A 15,959-nucleotide genomic window follows, 5' to 3' on the forward strand; every position below is an offset into this window, starting at 1 on the left:
CATCTGCTTCATTCGCACGGAGAACCCAGCATGGCACAGCATTTCGATGCAGTGGTCATCGGCACGGGGCAGGGTGGTTCCCCGCTTGCCGTGCGGCTCGCGCAAAGCGGCAAGCGCACGGCCGTGATCGAGCGGCATCTGTTCGGTGGCACTTGCGTGAACGTCGGCTGTACGCCGACCAAGACGTACGTGGCGAGCGCGCGCGCCGCGCATGTCGCGCGAACGGCGGCGCAGTATGGCGTGATGATCGGCGGCGATATCACCATCGACATGGCGCGTGTGAAGGCGCGCAAGGACGAGGTGATCGAAGGCTCGCGCACGGGCATCGAGAAGTGGCTGCGCGGGACGAAGAACGTCACGGTATTCAGGGGACATGCACGCTTCACGGCGCCGCACGCGCTTTCCATCGAGGCGAGCGACGGCTCGACGCAGGACATCGACGCCGATCTCGTTTTCATCAACACGGGCACACGCGCCGTGGTGCCGAAGGTCGATGGGCTCGAACGAGTGCCGTACCTGACCAACTCGACGATTCTCGAACTGACCGAAGTGCCCGAGCATCTCGTGATCGTCGGGGCGAGCTATATCGCGCTCGAATTCGGGCAGATGTTCCGGCGCTTCGGCAGCCGCGTAACCTTGCTCGTGCGCGGCGAGCGCATTCTGACGCGTGAAGACGAAGACGTTGCGCGCGCGATGCAGGACGTGCTCGTGCGCGAAGGTGTCGTGTTCCGGTTCGGGGCGCAGATCGGGCGCGTGGAGCCGTCGTCGGATGGCATGCGCATCGTCTGCGGCGATGAAACTATCGACGCGTCGCATCTGCTCTTCGCGACGGGACGCACGCCGAACACCGACGATCTCGGTCTGGAGCATGCGGGTATCGCGGTGAACAGGCACGGCATGATCGACGTGGACGGGCAGTTGCGCACGCAAGTGGAAGGCGTGTATGCGCTCGGCGATGTCAACGGGCGCGGCGCGTTCACGCATACGTCGTGGAACGACTACGAGATCATCACTTCGAATCTGCTCGATGGGGAGTCGCGAAGCGTCGATACGCGCATCATGGCTTACGCGGTGTTCGTCGATCCGCCGTTCGCGCGTGTGGGGATGAGCGAGGAAGAGGTGCGCAAGGACGGCCGCGAGGCGCTCATTGCGACCATGCCGATGTCGCGGGTGGGGCGCGCACGAGAGCGCGGTGAAACTGATGGTTTTATGAAGGCGCTCGTCGATGCCAGGACGCAAAGGTTCTTAGGTGCGGCGATTTATGGCATCGAAGGAGATGAGGTTATTCATACGTTCATCGATATCATGAATGCGGATGCGCCGTTTATGACTTTGCAGCGGGCTATGCATATTCATCCGACGGTGAGTGAGTTGATTCCTACTTTGCTTGAGGGGTTGAGGCCGTTGGGGTGAGTTTTTTTGTTTTTGCTTTCGCTGGGTCCCGTATTCGTGTCGGTTTATTAGCACTGCCCCTGTGCGGGGCGGCAGTCACTTTCTTTGCTGCTGCAAAGAAAGTAACCAAAGAAAGCAGCTCGTTCAGGCCCGCGGTCACACGCAGTTTGGCCATGCTTGCCAGCCGGCGGTGGCACTCGCCTAAGTGTCGCCCTCGAAGGCCCAATCGGGCTTGGCTCGCGCACGGTCTGACAAGCTAGTGGTGTTAGGGCGCGGGTTCAGCACCAGATAGTTTCGGCACAGCGCTGCGCGCTGCCGTTGGGTATGCTAGGGAAACCAACGAGCCACGAATGCAGTGAGATGGAAGCGTAGCAGTACGCGTGCGCCCGCAAACCCGGTGGGCCCATCGGCCGCGAAGCAGGCCGGAGCTATTTGGTGCTGAACCAGTCAGTGAAGCGGTGCGAGGCGACAGACCGTGCGCGAGCCAAGCCCGGTTAGGCCTTTGAGGACGACACGTAGGCGAGTGCCACTCGCGGCTGGCAAGCATGGTCAACGTGCGTGTGACCGCGGGCGATGAGAAGCTGCTTTCTTTGGTTACTTTCTTTGCAGCAGCAAAGAAAGTGACCCCCGCCCCGGGGAGGGGCAGTGCTAATAGACCACCGCGAATACGGGATCCAGCGAGTCGAAAAAACAACCCCTAAACCGAAGGCTTAACCTCCCCCTCAACCACCCCATGCGCGGTCCGCGTCTCCGGCATCGCAAGCCAGACCATCAAAACCGCGAGCGCCCCCGCACCGGCGAGTCCAAAGAAGCTCATCGCAGTGCCAAAGCGATCAGCAGCAAACCCGGCCGCAGCCGTCGAAAGCGTCGCCCCAACTCCCGCCGCAAGTCCAAAAAAACCGATCGTCAGGTTGTAATGCCCGCGCCCCCCCGCGACATCCGCCGCGATGAGCGGCAGCATCACGCCGAACACCGCCGCGCTGATGCCATCGAGCATCTGCACCGGCACGAGCAGATACGGGCTGCTAACCCCCGCAAACAGAATCGCGCGCACCGGCAGCGCGCAGAACCCGAGAATCAGCACCGGCCTGCGGCCCCACTTCTGCGCCTGTCGTCCGACCCACGGCGACAAAGCCGCGACGATGAACTGCGGCACGATGATGCACGCCGCAATCACGAGTTGAACATTGTCGCCCATGTGCGCGGTCACTTCGCCAGCGGCGAGATTGAGCATCGCCGCGTTCGACAGATGAAACAGCACCACGCACGCCGCGAAAATCAAAAGCCGCCTGTCCTTCAGCAAGTCGCGCAAGGATTCGCGTTCTTCGCCCTCGGGCGTGAGCTTGGGCTTGCCGGGCGGTGCGCGCGGCACGACGGGCGGCGCATCGTAGTGAATCATGCGCAGCGCGAAAATCGCCGGCACCGCGAGTGCAGCGGTCAGGAAAAACACCGAGCGCAGCGACAGGTACTCGCCGAACGCGCCCATCAACGCAGCGGTAAGCGCGCTACCGATCGACGCCCAGCGCGCGTTGCGACCGAGCCGGTCGCCGAGATCGGCGCGTGAAACGAGAGCGAGCGAGATCGCCGCCATCGCCGGGACGAGCATGCAGCTCGCGAAGCCGTGCAGCACTTCGGCGGCGAAGACGGGGACGAACGTCGGGCTCGCGGCGAGCAAGAGCGCGCTCACGATGATCGCGATGATCGCGGAGAGCGCGGCGAACTTCTTGTTGCGCATCGCATCGACGAGCGCGCCTGCCGGCAACTGGCTCGCCATCGCGCTGATCGTGCCGACGGAAAGCATCAGGCCGATCTCGCCCTGCGTCCACTTGTTGGCCGCGAGGTACGAAGCAATGAAAGGGCCGAAGCCGGTCTGCACGTTGGCGACGAAAAAGTTCAGCCAGTCGAGCGCGCGCAGACTGCGTGCAATTACCATGTTGTGAATCGGTTCTCGATCTCGTTATCCGTTATCTGGCCGGGCGCGCGCCCGAAGCCTGTACCTGCGCCGATGCCGCGCCGGGCGCGCCTGTCGCCCCAGCCCCGGCCGCGCCCGACGAAGCCGGCGCCGACGCCGCGCTCGCCGACGAAGCCGGCGCAGGCACGATGGGCGACACGATCTTGATCGGCTGCTCGGGCGAGTAGGTCGGCGCGGCCTTCATTTGCGCGTCGTTGAAATCCATCTCCAGTTGCCATTGCTTGTTGCGTGAGAGCACATGCAGGTCGCCCCAGTTGGCCGCGACATGCCGCTTGTCGCCCGCGAGCGAGCTGGAAAGATCGAGCACGAGCGCCTGGGGCTGCGCCTGAGCGTCGACGAGCACGTCCACCACGCGTCCGATGCGCGAGCCGTTCTTCTGCGACACCGTCGAATCGACGAGCTGCATGAAATTCGCCGGTGCCTCCGCGACGGGCTGCGGCTTCGGCACCGGATCGGCTGGTTTGCCCTTCGCCGGCGGCGGGGGCGGCACGAAGGTGATCGGCGCGGTCTTCGAATTCGGCGTGAAGCGGAAGGCCGTCCACGGAAAATTGACCTTGCGATCGCCGACACCGAGGAAGCCCGCGAGATTCACCATCATGAGCTTCGGCTTCGCAGATCCGTCGATATACATGTCCACCGCGCGGCCGACGACCTTGCCGTCCGGGCGCTGCACCTCGGCATCGAGCAGGCCGTGCAACTGATCGTGCTGCATGATGCGCGTCGAGATGATCTGCGGCGGCGGCGGCGGCTCGGGCGGTTCCGGCGGCGGCGCCACGGCCGGTTCGGGCGGCTTGGGCTTCACGACGCGGCGCTTCGGCTTCGGCGCGGGCGCGGGCTTGACGGAGGACGCCGGTTCCGGCGCCTGCACAGCGGGCAAGGGCTCTTCGGGCTCGCCGGAGCCGGCTTCATCGGGCGCCGGAATATATGAGTGCTCGACGATCGGCGCGGGCACCTGCTTGGGCATCAGCCCGCATCCCGAGAGCGCGAGCGCGGCGGCGATCGAAAGGCTCGCGGCAAGACGCAGCGCGCGCAATGTGCGCACAATCGCGACGATGAACGCAGCCACGCGCGGCATAAAACCTGCGGCGGCATTGAAGGCGCTGTCCGCCCGACACGCTCGCGCAGGCGCGTGAAGGTCGATCGGCGACGCATCACCCCGATGCGGGATACCGCCTGTCATCGCAAAAGCTCCATGGTTCCGGGTCACCTGCTTGTCTGGTTCGTTATTGGATCGGTGGTTGTCAGGTCGATTCGACGTGCGCGAGGCGTCGTTCGTTCAGCGGACTGCATTCTGCATGCAAGGAACATTGTGCCGGTCGGTTGCCCTCACGCTTCGGGCGGCCGTGTCCGCTCATCCGATGACCTCGCAAGCCGTGCCGCCGTATCGGGCGCGCCCATCTTCTCGGCGGCGTCCCGCGCAGAGAAGCCGCTCGCGTCACGCGCATCCGGATCGGCGCCGCGCGCGATCAGCAAGTCGACGATCTCCACGCGGTTGAACATCGCCGCGATCATCAATGCCGTGCGTCCGTCGGGCGATGCGCCTTCGACATCCGCGCCGTGTTCGAGCAGCGTTTCGATCACGTCCTGGAAGCCCTTGAACGCGGCGCCCGCGATCGGCGTCTGGCCATTGTCGTTGCGCAGGTTCGCGTCGGCCTGGTGTTCGAGCAGCACCCGCACCGCGTTCGCGTGGCCATGGTAGCTCGCGAGCATCACGAGGCTGTCGCCCTTGTCGTTGCGCAGATTCGGCGGCAAGCCCTTGTTCAGGAGCGCATCGAGCATCGCCGCATCGCCACGGCGGGCGACATCGAACACTTCGCTCGCGAACGCGATCATGTCGTCGTCGGGGCCGTCGTTCGATTGCTTTGCCGCGTTCCGGTTCTGATCGTGCTGCATGATTCACTCCATTTCGATCGCGCCGCGTGCGCGGGCCTGAGTCTGTCGGGATGCATTTCGGCGCGCATGTCGTGTCGCGCTTGAATTTTGCATGCGCATCGAATGCATTCAATTTGGCATTCGGCATGCAACACGCATGCATGCAAAATGCGAAAGCGGACGCGGGATCAACCGGGAGCATACACAGGTTTGCTTGCAGCCCGCGCTTTTCCGCGGGCCGAGTCAGCAGGAATCGCGCCATGGCAGTGATGTTTCTCGCTTGCGGAGCGTGCTGCTTGACGCTTCTTGGCACGTCCCGTTAGGCTCGATGCGACTTTCACTCTACGCGCACGCATGTGCCATCGAATATGAATCAGGCACCTTCCGGGTCCGACGACACCGCACATTGGGACAACGCCGTGCGCCGCCGCGCGCCCGCCGCCGAACGCAATCGCGATGCGATTCTATCGGTCCTCGCGCGCGTGCTGCCACGCAGCGGCGTCGTGCTGGAGATCGCGAGCGGCACTGGACAGCACGCCGTGCATTGCGCGGCGGCGCTGCCGGACATCATCTGGCAACCGAGCGATCCCGATGCCGATGCGCGCGATTCCATCGCCGCCTGGCGCGCGCACGCGGGACTCGCGAACCTGAACACGCCGCTCGCGCTCGACGTTCTGAACGACGACTGGGGCATCGGAAACGTGGCGGCCATCGTGTGCATCAACATGATCCACATCGCGCCGTGGGAGGCCGCCGAATCGCTCTTTCGCGGCGCGGGCGCGCGCCTGGCTCCTGGAGGCGTGCTATATCTGTACGGGCCGTATCGGCGCAACGGCGCGCATACCGCGCCGAGCAACGAAGCCTTCGATCAGCAATTGCGCGCACGAGATCCGCGGTGGGGCGTGCGCGACATGGAAGCGGTCGCGGCGCTGGGAGAGAAGGCCGGCTTGACGCTCGTGGAGACGGTCGCGATGCCGGCCAATAACTTCAGTGTGGTGTTCGAGAAGCAGGCGTAAAGCGGTCCGCGTTCACCGTGCGTTCACGCTTCGCCCGGACGCGCCACGAACACGCCGCGCCAGCGCACGGTCGCCATCAGCGATGCCGCGACGATCATCGCTCCGCCGATCCAGCCCGCCATCGACACATGCTCGCCGAGCCATGCGCTCGCGAAGAGCGCGCCGAATGCGGGCTCGCTGCCCATCAACAGGGACACGCGCGTCGGACTGCTTCGTCCGATCGCGTAGTTTTGCGCGAAGAATGCAAAGAGCGTGCATGCAAACACGAGATACAGCACCGAGCCCCAGAACATGCCGTGGCCGGCGAGCGCGGGCAAGGGCTGCCATTGCGACGGCGCGAACATCAAGGCGATCGCCGCGCTTCCCGACGCGACGACGCCCGCCTGCACCGCCGTCACAGTGAGCGCGGGCAGAGGCGCCGCGCGCATCACGCGCTTGGTCACGCAGACCGACAGCGCGCGCATCACGGCGGCCACGAGGATGAGGCCATCGCCGAAATTGAAATCGAAGGACAACGCGCCATCGCCCGCGAGCAGCCAGGCGCCCGCGAACGACACGCCGACCGCTAGCCACTCGGCCGCGCCGGGACGCCGCTTGAGCAGCGCCCATTCGACGAGCGGCGTCAGCACGACACACAAGCTGATGAGAAACGCGGCGTTCGCGGCGCGCGTATGCAAAACACCAAATGTTTCGGCGAGAAAGATCGAGAGCAGCAGCAGGCCGAGAACAAGCACGCCGCGCAACGTCGCCGCGCTCGCGTGCCGCAGATGGCGCAGGTTCACCGCGAGCAGGCAGAACGTGATGCCGAAGCGCAACGCGAGCAGCGCGAGCACCGGGGAGAACGCGAGCGCGGTTTTGACGATGCCGTAACTGCTGCCCCACACCATCGCAACGACGAAGAGCAGCAGGTCGGAAAGAGGAAGCAGGCGTCGGGCGGGGGATTCGATGGTCATGCGGCGTCTCCGTCAGGAATAGCCGTCATTGTCGAATGATGCGGACGAAGCGATAATCCGGTTCTGACGCACAGCTTTATGGTCGCGAATGCACAAATGAACCCAGCCGATCTGTTCGACCTGATGCCCGATATGGCCGTATTCGCGCGCGTCGTCGATGCGGGCAATTTTTCGGTCGCGGCGCGGCAACTGGGCAGCACGCCATCGACGGTGAGCCGCCAGATCAAGCGTCTCGAAGAGGCGCTCGCCACGCGCCTGCTCGAGCGTTCGACCCGCAAGATTCGCGTGACCGAGTCCGGTTATCAGGTGTACCGCCATTGCCGCGACATGGCGGCGGCCGCATCGGGCGCGGTCGATGCGGCGGGGCAGTCGTCGGGCAAGCCGCAGGGGCGCGTCGTGTTGTCAGCGCCCACAGCGTATGCAAAATCCGTAATTCATCCGCTCGTGCCGGCATTTCTCGCGGCGTATCCGGACGTCGATCTGCAACTCGTCTTCACCGATCACGACATCGATCCGCTCGACAGCGAGGTCGATCTCGTCATCCGCGCGACGAATCATCCCCCGCAAGGACTCGCCGCGCGGCCGCTCGGGCGCGTGCGCTGGCTGCTGTGTGCAGCGTCGGAGTATCTGCGGGAACGCGGCGTGCCGCTGCATCCGCGCGAGCTGGCGCATCACGATTGCATCCATCTCGGCGAAACCGCCGACGACAATCGCTGGCGCTTCACCCGAAGCGGCGAAACGGTGACCGTCGCGGTGCGCGGACGCTATATCGCCAATCACGCGGGCGCGCGGCTGGAAGCGGCCGAAGGCGGGCTCGGCATCGCGACTCTGCCGGAGTTCGCCGCCCGCGATGCGCTCGCGTCGGGCAGCGTGGAGGCCGTGCTCGCGGATTGGGAAACGCAGGCGCGCGCCTATCAGGGGCCGGTGTGGCTGCTTTATCCGCCCAATCGCTTTCTGCCGCCGAAGGTGCGCGCGCTCATCGATCATCTGCACGCGCATCTCGGGCAGGCGACGTGACGTGCGCGCGTGGGCATTGTCCCGGCTATTCGGCACGCGCCGAAATGATCGACGCCGTGTAGACTGCGAATGGTCGTTCATTGCGCCGCGTGTGGATGCGGCGCTCAATCCGATCTCCTTTCAACGGAGGCGTCGTACATGCACGCAGCGTTACCGCAGGGCGAGCAGGAAGCCGGTTCCGTCGATACCCCGACGAGGCCGCCGCGCGATCTGCGCCGGGTCGACATTCATCCCGATCATTGGTATCCGCTCGCGTGGTCGCGCGAGGTGAAGGCCGGCCATACGCTCGCCGTGCGCTTCGCCGGCGATCCGATCGTGCTCGTGCGCACCGCGTCGGGCAAGGTGTTCGCGCTCGAGGACCGCTGCGCGCATCGGCAAGTGCCATTGTCGGCGGGCGTCGTCGATGGCGAATCGATCCGCTGCTGCTATCACGGCTGGACCTACGACTGCACCGGCCGCTGCACCGATATTCCCTATCTCGGCCGCGAGCGCCTGCCCAACGGCGTGCGCGGATATCCGTGCCGCGAAGCGGGCGGACTCGTCTTCGTGTTCACCGGCGACCCGGCGCGCGCCGAAGCCGCGAAGTTCCCCGAGCTCGGCTCCGCCTCGGATCGCGCCTACAAGACGCGCCGCTTCGGCCGCGAGGTGAAGTGCCACTATTCCTTCATGCACGAAAACCTGATGGACATGAACCATCAGTTCCTGCATCGGCGACAGATGGGCAGCATGCGCGCGCGTTCGCTCGGCAGACGGCGCGGCGACGACTGGGTCGAAGTCGACTACATCTTCGCGCGCGAGGCGGGCAAGCAGCCGATCGGCGAGGCGCTCGTTTTCGGGGAGAAGCGCGGCGCGAAGCCCGACGATAGCGATAAGGACGTGATGACGATCCGCACCGACTATCCGTATCAGACGCTCAAGATCCGCACCAAAGACGACACCATGGTGATGGACCTGTGGATCGCCTATGTGCCGCTCGACGCCGAGCAGCGCACGAACCGCACGTTTGGTCTCTTGTCGATCCGACGCCCGAAGATTCCCGGTTTGCTCGATGCCGCCTGGCCGCTGCTCGTGTGGTTTACCGAGCGCATCTTCAAGGAGGATCGGTGGATCGTCGAGCGCGAACAGGAGGCGCATGACCGGCAGGGCGCGGACCACAATCACGAGGTGTTTCCGGTCATCATCGAACTGCGTGCGCTTCTGACGGAGTGCGGCGTGCCGCATGGCGCGGGCAGAAGCACGAGCGATGCGCGTCGCGTGCACTTCATCCAGCCGATCCAGGAATAGCCCGTATCCCGGGATGTGCGGCGTTGCGCCGATTGCACGCCGCCCGCGGTGGCGCTATACAGAAGACAGAGACCACACACGGAGGACCATCATCATGAACAGCGACCCGACCAAGCCGCGCGATGACGACGCATCGGGTATCGGAGACGCGCATCCCGAAGTCGAGCATTTCGATGCGGCCATTTCGCACGTCGACGAATCGTACGCCGCGGGCAAGATGGCGGCCGGCGCGGCGAAGGGCATTCTGTACAGCATCATCGAGACGCTCGGCACGCTCGTTGGCGATCCGGACCTGCCATCGCACGCGCGCTCGGGCTATGAAGGGTTGCTCGAAACGGCGCGCGAACTGCGCTCGAAGATCGAGCACTGACCGTCGATCGGGCGGACCAAGCTTGCACCGCGTTCGCCTGATGTTCATTTTCACGTCGGGGCATCGTCGGGTAGCTTTCAAAAAAAGTTTCGACGCACCGGTGCTCCTAGTCGCCTGAATAACGCGCGCACGCGAGCCAGCGGTTCTCGGGCCATCTGCTTCGGCCATCCTTCCTCCCATTTCAAAAGACATCACCGAATCTTGCGGCGCAGCAATCTCGCGAGCCTCGCGCACTGGGCCGCGCGTCGCTTTCTCACGAACGGACGATCGTTTTTAACCGTCCGACACGTCATCGAACTGTTGCATTAGCCGTCGACACGCCACGTTTCTGTCAGTCTGTTGTCAGTTTCGCGCCCGATTGCCTAATATCTGCAAGCCAGAAAATACTGGTTAACCAGACAGTGAAAAAAAACGACACCCCAGTGCGTCTTTCTTTCCCATTCGGTCTGTAAGCCATACACTTGCCAGCGATAAAAGTTACGAGTTGAAACATAACGAAGTCGCGAACGCGGCACCGGTTCCAGCACTCGCACGCAAGTCATTGCCCACCGCTTGAGGAGAAAAAATGAAGGGTTTCACGTTGACCAAGGCCGCAGTCGTCGCAGCCACGGCGTTTGCAGCCGCCGCGCCGGCATTCGCGCAAAGCAGCGTTACGCTGTACGGTATCGTCGACGATTCGATCGTCTACCAAAGCAGCCAGACGAATCTGGCCAAGACGAACCCGGGCCGCTCGAACGTCAAGATGGCGTCGGGCATCTGGGCGGGCAGCCGGTTCGGCTTGAAGGGCGCGGAAGACCTGGGCGGCGGCAACAAGGCCATCTTCCAGTTGGAATCGGGCTTCGACATCAACAGCGGGCAACAGCAGTTCACCAACGCGATGTTCGGCCGCCAGGCTTGGGTCGGTCTGACGAATCCGGGCTACGGTACCTTCACGTTGGGTCGCCAGTACACCTCGTACTACACGCTGCTTTCTCCGTATAGCCCGACGAACTGGCTGACCGGCTACTTCGGCGCGCACCCGGGCGATCTGGACGGTTTGGACACGATCTACCGTGCGAACAACTCGGTCGTGTACACGTCGCCGAAGTTCTACGGCGTGACGGTGAGCGGTTCGTACTCGTTCGCGGGCGTGCCCGACAGCGTGTACCAAGGCTCGACGTGGTCGGCTGCGATCCAGTATCAGCAAGGTCCGATCGGTGGTGCGGTGGCGTTCTCGCGCATCAACAACGCGGCCAACGGCGGCGGCGTCTACAGCAGCAACTCGACGACGATCAACAGCACGGCAGCGACCGATGGCTCGGGCCAGCCGGGCGTGTCGGCGGTGACGGCTGGCTACCAGCGCGCACAGGCTCAGCAGCGCTTCGCGGTTGCGGGCGGCTACCAGTTCAACAGCGCGTGGGATATCTCGGTCACGTACACGAACGTTCAGTACATTCCTGGCGTGAACTCGCGCTTCACCGACCAAGCCGTGTTCAACACGGCCGGCACGGTGCTGCACTGGAAGGCGACGCCGGCATGGGACTTCGCGGCGGGCTACAGCTACACGTGGGCGAGCAAGGCGAACGGCATCAACGACGCAGCGTCGTACCACCAGTTCAACTTGTCCCAGTACTACTCGCTCTCGAAGCGCACGGGCCTGTACGCACTGGAAGCATTCCAGCGCGCGAACGGCAACACGCTGGCTGTTCCGTCGAACACGTCTACGAATAGCCAGACCGCAGCGAACGCGACCATCGGTGATGGCTTCCAAAGCGCACCTTCGGCATCGCGCAGCATGTTCGCAGCAGGCGTGGGCATCATCCACCGCTTCTAAGCGACGCTTCACGGCGTGATGCATTAGGCATTACGCATGTTGTATGCAAAACCCGGACGCCTCGTGCGTCCGGGTTTTTTTACGTGCGGCGCAATGGTTGCGTCAGATGAACATTCCCCCGGACACTTCAACGCGCTGCGCCGTCATCCAGCGATTGCCATCCGAGAGCATCGCCACGATCGCACCGCCGATATCGTCCGGCAAGCCGACGCGCCCGAGCGCCGTGTTGTCCGCGATGAACTGATTGGTGTCGTGATCGTCACGCACGACACCGCCGCCGAAGTCCGTCTCGATTGCCCCCGGCGCAATGGTGTTTACCGTGATGCCGTGCGGCCCGAGTTCCTTCGCGAGATAGCGCGTAAGCACTTCGATCCCACCTTTCATCGCGGCATACGCCGCAAAGCCCGGTAACGCGAACCGCGTGAGCCCGCTCGACACGTTAAGGATCGCGCCTTCCTCGTGGAGGTAGGGCAGAAGCGTCTGCGTCAGAAAGAACGGTCCCTTCAACTGGATGTTGACGAGTTCGTCGAATTGCGCGGGCGTTGTTTCGGCGAAGAGCGCATGAATGCCGATGCCCGCGTTATTCACGAGAAAGTCGAAGTTCTCGCGCTCGAAGGTGTCTTCGAGCGTTCTGCAGAGCGCGTCGCCGAAGGCGGCGAACGTGTCGCAGCGGGCGACGTCGAGTTCCAGCACGGCCGCCTTGCCGCCGGCTTTCGCGATTTCGTCGACGAGCGATCGCGCGGCATCCGCATTGCGGTTGTAAGTGCCGATCACGCCGCAGCCTTGCTGCGCGAGTTGCAATGCGGCGTTGCGTCCGAGTCCGCGGCTCGCGCCGGTGATGACCGCGATCTTGCCGCTCATGGTTCCGTTCACGGTGACTGCTCCTTTGATTGCGTGCCCGATGGTTCAATGTAGGACGGCGCGGCGCACGCAGAAAGGCGTGTCGATGCTGCAATGCAAAGACGGCGGGCTCGGCCCTTGCTGCATCGTTTCGATCGATACACGGACCGGAGAACCGCGTCATGGTCAATCGTGAAATGAAGGAAGGCAATTCCGAGCCGCCCGCGAGCTTCGAACGGCCGTTCAGGCTCTTCGCGGTGGAGCAGCGCGTGCTTGCGCAGAACGTCGATGGCAAGGTGATCGACATCGGCGCGATGGATTCCAGGAATGGACAGTTCTGCGCCTGCATGGATTCGGGCGATATCGCCACGGAGCCGAAGCGCAGCGCGGAACTCGCGTTGAAGGCGCTCGCCGCCAAGCTCTCGTTCGATTATCTCGACGGTCTTTTCACGAGCGAGCGCGAAGCGGAGGTGAGCGGGCGGCTACAGGATTATCCGAGCGTCGAGTTCGAGCTTGACGAGAGTTAGCTGGCGACGAGACGTTCTATGTCGGCCTAGCCTCGTCATCTTCGTCGGGCGGATCGGCGTGGCGCGCACACGAGCCAGTCGGCATCCAACTTGATGGTCCATTCGGAATACTGAATTAATCCCGGATCGCTCACTGATTGCATGTCGAGAAAGCCGTGCGCTGATGCATTCGAACTGAATCACGTCGATTGTTTCATTCCGCGCGTGCCCGCCACGCGCGGCTGCATTTTGCGTACGGCCTGCAAAAAACGGCCGAACGCGCCGCGAGCGCACGCCGCGCAGCTTTTACCCCGATGTGCGATGCTAGTCGGGCGGCGGCAATCGGGGCATGCCGCATTCAATCGCGGGGTGAATCATGAAAAGAACGCCTTTCGCCACAGTCATCGTCCTTGCGGCAGCCACGCTTGCCGCACCTGCTTTCGCACGCGACGACGGTCCGCGCTTCGCGCAGGACCGGCTCGATGAGCTCGTCGCGCAGCACAAGGAAGCGAACCGTCACATCGCCCAGGGGCCCTCGCAGGAAACGCACGCTCAGTCGAAAGCGCGGCACCAGAGCGCCTCGTAGGCTGATCGTGCTTGCGGCCTGACGAAGCCCGTCGGGTTGCGGCGTAGTCGATAAACCGGCGTGCAACGCGCCGGATGCGATCGCTCGCGCCGGTCTCGGCCGTTCATTTGCGCTCAAAGGTATGAAATTTGCGGCGGTGGCCCGGATGTTCCGCGGCTACACGCCGACGATCCTCCTCATCACCTTCATACAGAGCCATGCCAAGGAAAGCCCTATCGATTGCCATACTCTCCGTCTCCATTCTCGCAGCAGGCTGCGCGGGCATCGGCCCGATCCGCCTCAAAGCCGATCAGGTGGATTACGCCCGGGCGCTCGGCGATGCAAAAAAGCGAGAAATTCTTGCAGCGATTGTCGGTTTGCGCTTCGCCGACGCGCCGTCGTTTCTCACCGTGAGCAGCATCATCGCCGCGTATACGTTCGATACCACGGGCGGCGTCGTGCTCAATGCCGGCTCCGGCGCGCAGCCTAACTATGCGCAGGCGACGGGCAGCGTCTCGTACTCCAATCATCCGACTTTCACGTTCACGCCAACCACCGGCGATGCCTACGCAAGCGCCTACATCCGGCCGCTTTCGCCGACGCTCGTGATGCCGCTCGCGGAAAGCGGCATCCCGATCGACTTGCTGCTGCGCATCACCGCGCAGTCGATCAGCGGCTTGCAGAATGGCAACGCACTGGGCGGGCCGAACGCATCCGGATCGCCGGAATTCTTTCTGCTGCTACAGGCATTGCGCAGGCTGCAACTGGCGGGCGAGCTCAACATCGAAACGCGCAACACGGATGACGACAAGGCCGGCAAGAGCGGCAAGCCCGACAAGAGCGCGAAAGGCAACAGCGCCGACAAGGGCGGCGTGTTCATCACGCTCGGCGCGACGCGCAGCGGGTCGAACAAGGAAGTGGTCGACGATCTAACGCTCGTGAGAAAGCTCCTGCACCTCTCGCCGAAAATGAAGACTTACGAAATCATCTATGGTCAATCGTCGGAGCAGAACCGCATTCCGATGGTCACGCGCTCGGTGCTTGGCATCCTCACCGATCTCGGCGCGCAGATCGCGGTTCCCGACGCGCAAGTGGGCAGCGGCGCGACCAAGCCGGGCATCGGGCTGATCGGTGGGGAGACTCGGCCGACCATCGTCGTGAAGGTGGGCGAGAAGGTGCCGCGGGACGCGTATGTGAGCGTGCTCTACGACGAGTCGCACTACTGGATCGATCGCGGCGACTTCGATTCGAAATACGCGTTCACGGTCGTGCAGAACCTGATGGCGCTCGCGGAGGTCACGGACACGGCCAAGTCGCCGGTGGTCACGATCCCGGCGAACTAGTCTGCCGGGTCCGTCATGGTCCTTCCTCTCGCTTTCGTGCATGAAGGGCCGTGACTACAATGATCCGATGACCGACATCGACATCAGGTTGCTGCAGGTGTTCGCCGAAATCCACGCGACGCGCAGCGTTTCGCAGGCCGCGGCGAATCTCGGGCTGTCGCAGCCCACGATCTCCTTCAATCTCGCGAAGCTGCGCGATCATTATCAGGACCCGCTTTTCGTGCGCTCGTCGGCCGGGATGGAGCCGACGCAGTTCGCCAGCGACCTGCATCAACGCACGGTCACGCTGCTCGCTTCGTTCGACGCGCTTTCGAAGCATCGCAAGTCTTTCGATCCCGAGACCGCGAAGCAGGTGTTTCGCATCGCGATGACCGACATCAGCCAGATTGTGCTCCTGCCGACGTTGCTCAAGCGGCTGCGTGCGATTGCGCCGGGTGTGCGCATTCGCGTGCTGCATATCGACGACACGACGCCACAGTTGCTCGAATCGGGCGAGGCTGAACTTGCGGTCGGCTTCATGCCGCAACTCGAAGCGGGCTTCTATCAGCAGAAGCTGTTCACGCAGCATTTTGTCGGCATGGTGGCGGCGCATCATCCGCGCATTCAGAATGCCGCCGATGCGCCCACGCTCGATGCATTTCTCGCCGAAGGACATATCGTCGTGACGCCTTCGGGCACGGGGCATTCGGTCGTCGACCGCACGTTGCGGCAGCTCGGCGTCGAGCGTCACGCCGTGCTCGAACTGCCAAACTATCTGGGCCTCGCCAACATCATCGCGCGCACGGATCTCCTCGCGACGGTGCCCCTCAGACTCGCGGAACCGATCGCCGATGAAGCAGGCATCCGCCTGTTCGAACTGCCTTTCAACGTGCCGACGTATCAAGTGAAGCAGCACTGGCACGAGCGCTTTCATCACGATGCCGCGCATCGCTGGCTGCGCACGGTGCTGACCGAGTTATTTCTGGAATCGCATGAACGCGGCGAAGGGCAATGAATGCAAACTGCCTTCTGGCGCT

Annotated in this window: 15 protein-coding genes; 10 read left to right on the forward strand and 5 right to left on the reverse strand. The window is 63.6% G+C overall.

Features of this window, described 5'->3' with window-relative positions; translation table 11 throughout:
• The first annotated feature begins 30 nt into the window (after window positions 1-30).
• Complete coding sequence (locus tag IAG25_RS09715) at window positions 31-1,413, forward strand: FAD-containing oxidoreductase (RefSeq protein WP_187604675.1); 1,383 nt, start codon at window positions 31-33, stop codon at window positions 1,411-1,413.
• A 676-nt stretch (window positions 1,414-2,089) separates the two neighbouring features.
• Here IAG25_RS09715 and IAG25_RS09720 read toward each other — a convergent pair.
• The 3 genes from IAG25_RS09720 to IAG25_RS09730 form a co-directional block, all read right to left on the reverse strand.
• Window positions 2,090-3,325, reverse strand: coding sequence for an MFS transporter (locus tag IAG25_RS09720; protein ID WP_187604676.1), 1,236 nt, complete (start codon window positions 3,323-3,325; stop codon window positions 2,090-2,092).
• A 31-nt stretch (window positions 3,326-3,356) separates the two neighbouring features.
• Window positions 3,357-4,544, reverse strand: coding sequence for a hypothetical protein (locus IAG25_RS09725; RefSeq protein ID WP_187604677.1), 1,188 nt, complete (start codon window positions 4,542-4,544; stop codon window positions 3,357-3,359).
• A 146-nt stretch (window positions 4,545-4,690) separates the two neighbouring features.
• The gene (locus tag IAG25_RS09730) at window positions 4,691-5,257 is read right to left on the reverse strand and encodes an ankyrin repeat domain-containing protein (RefSeq protein WP_187604678.1); all 567 of its coding nucleotides are present in this window, start codon (window positions 5,255-5,257) and stop codon (window positions 4,691-4,693) included.
• A gap of 347 nt (window positions 5,258-5,604) precedes the next feature.
• On the opposite strand from IAG25_RS09730, the gene IAG25_RS09735 reads away from it, so the two are divergent.
• Complete coding sequence (locus IAG25_RS09735; protein WP_187604679.1) at window positions 5,605-6,252, forward strand: DUF938 domain-containing protein; 648 nt, start codon at window positions 5,605-5,607, stop codon at window positions 6,250-6,252.
• Window positions 6,253-6,275: 23 nt separating this feature from the next.
• Here IAG25_RS09735 and IAG25_RS09740 read toward each other — a convergent pair whose 3' ends face one another.
• The gene (locus IAG25_RS09740; protein ID WP_187604680.1) at window positions 6,276-7,205 is read right to left on the reverse strand and encodes a DMT family transporter; all 930 of its coding nucleotides are present in this window, start codon (window positions 7,203-7,205) and stop codon (window positions 6,276-6,278) included.
• A gap of 96 nt (window positions 7,206-7,301) precedes the next feature.
• Here IAG25_RS09740 and IAG25_RS09745 point away from each other — a divergent pair, with 96 nt between their 5' ends.
• The 4 genes from IAG25_RS09745 (at window position 7,302) to IAG25_RS09760 (ending at window position 11,689) form a co-directional block, all read left to right on the forward strand.
• Window positions 7,302-8,222, forward strand: coding sequence for a LysR family transcriptional regulator (locus IAG25_RS09745; RefSeq protein WP_187604681.1), 921 nt, complete (start codon window positions 7,302-7,304; stop codon window positions 8,220-8,222).
• 138 nt (window positions 8,223-8,360) lie between these two features.
• Entirely contained in the window at window positions 8,361-9,506 is a 1,146-nt protein-coding gene (locus IAG25_RS09750) for an aromatic ring-hydroxylating oxygenase subunit alpha (RefSeq protein WP_187604682.1), read from the forward strand.
• A gap of 94 nt (window positions 9,507-9,600) precedes the next feature.
• The gene (locus tag IAG25_RS09755; protein WP_035507855.1) at window positions 9,601-9,876 is read left to right on the forward strand and encodes a hypothetical protein; all 276 of its coding nucleotides are present in this window, start codon (window positions 9,601-9,603) and stop codon (window positions 9,874-9,876) included.
• A 565-nt stretch (window positions 9,877-10,441) separates the two neighbouring features.
• Window positions 10,442-11,689, forward strand: a complete 1,248-nt coding sequence (locus tag IAG25_RS09760; RefSeq protein ID WP_187604683.1) for a porin — start codon at window positions 10,442-10,444, stop codon at window positions 11,687-11,689.
• A gap of 102 nt (window positions 11,690-11,791) precedes the next feature.
• On the opposite strand, the gene IAG25_RS09765 is transcribed toward IAG25_RS09760, so the two are convergent.
• Window positions 11,792-12,550, reverse strand: a complete 759-nt coding sequence (locus IAG25_RS09765; protein WP_187605055.1) for an SDR family NAD(P)-dependent oxidoreductase — start codon at window positions 12,548-12,550, stop codon at window positions 11,792-11,794.
• A 161-nt stretch (window positions 12,551-12,711) separates the two neighbouring features.
• On the opposite strand from IAG25_RS09765, the gene IAG25_RS09770 reads away from it, so the two are divergent.
• From IAG25_RS09770 to IAG25_RS09785, 4 genes are all read left to right on the forward strand, one after another.
• On the forward strand, window positions 12,712-13,056 hold the full coding sequence (locus IAG25_RS09770) for a hypothetical protein (RefSeq protein WP_187604684.1): 345 nt from the start codon (window positions 12,712-12,714) through the stop codon (window positions 13,054-13,056).
• 355 nt (window positions 13,057-13,411) lie between these two features.
• On the forward strand, window positions 13,412-13,621 hold the full coding sequence (locus IAG25_RS09775) for a hypothetical protein (protein ID WP_187604685.1): 210 nt from the start codon (window positions 13,412-13,414) through the stop codon (window positions 13,619-13,621).
• A gap of 197 nt (window positions 13,622-13,818) precedes the next feature.
• Window positions 13,819-14,943 (forward strand): hypothetical protein, encoded by a 1,125-nt coding sequence (locus IAG25_RS09780; RefSeq protein ID WP_187604686.1) that lies wholly within the window; start codon window positions 13,819-13,821, stop codon window positions 14,941-14,943.
• A gap of 67 nt (window positions 14,944-15,010) precedes the next feature.
• A complete protein-coding gene (locus IAG25_RS09785) occupies window positions 15,011-15,937 on the forward strand; it encodes a LysR family transcriptional regulator (protein WP_187604687.1) in 927 nt (308 codons plus the stop codon).
• Window positions 15,938-15,959: the final 22 nt, after the last annotated feature.

The sequence above is a fragment of the Caballeronia sp. EK genome, assembly GCF_014384845.1.
Taxonomy (GTDB): domain Bacteria; phylum Pseudomonadota; class Gammaproteobacteria; order Burkholderiales; family Burkholderiaceae; genus Caballeronia; species Caballeronia jiangsuensis.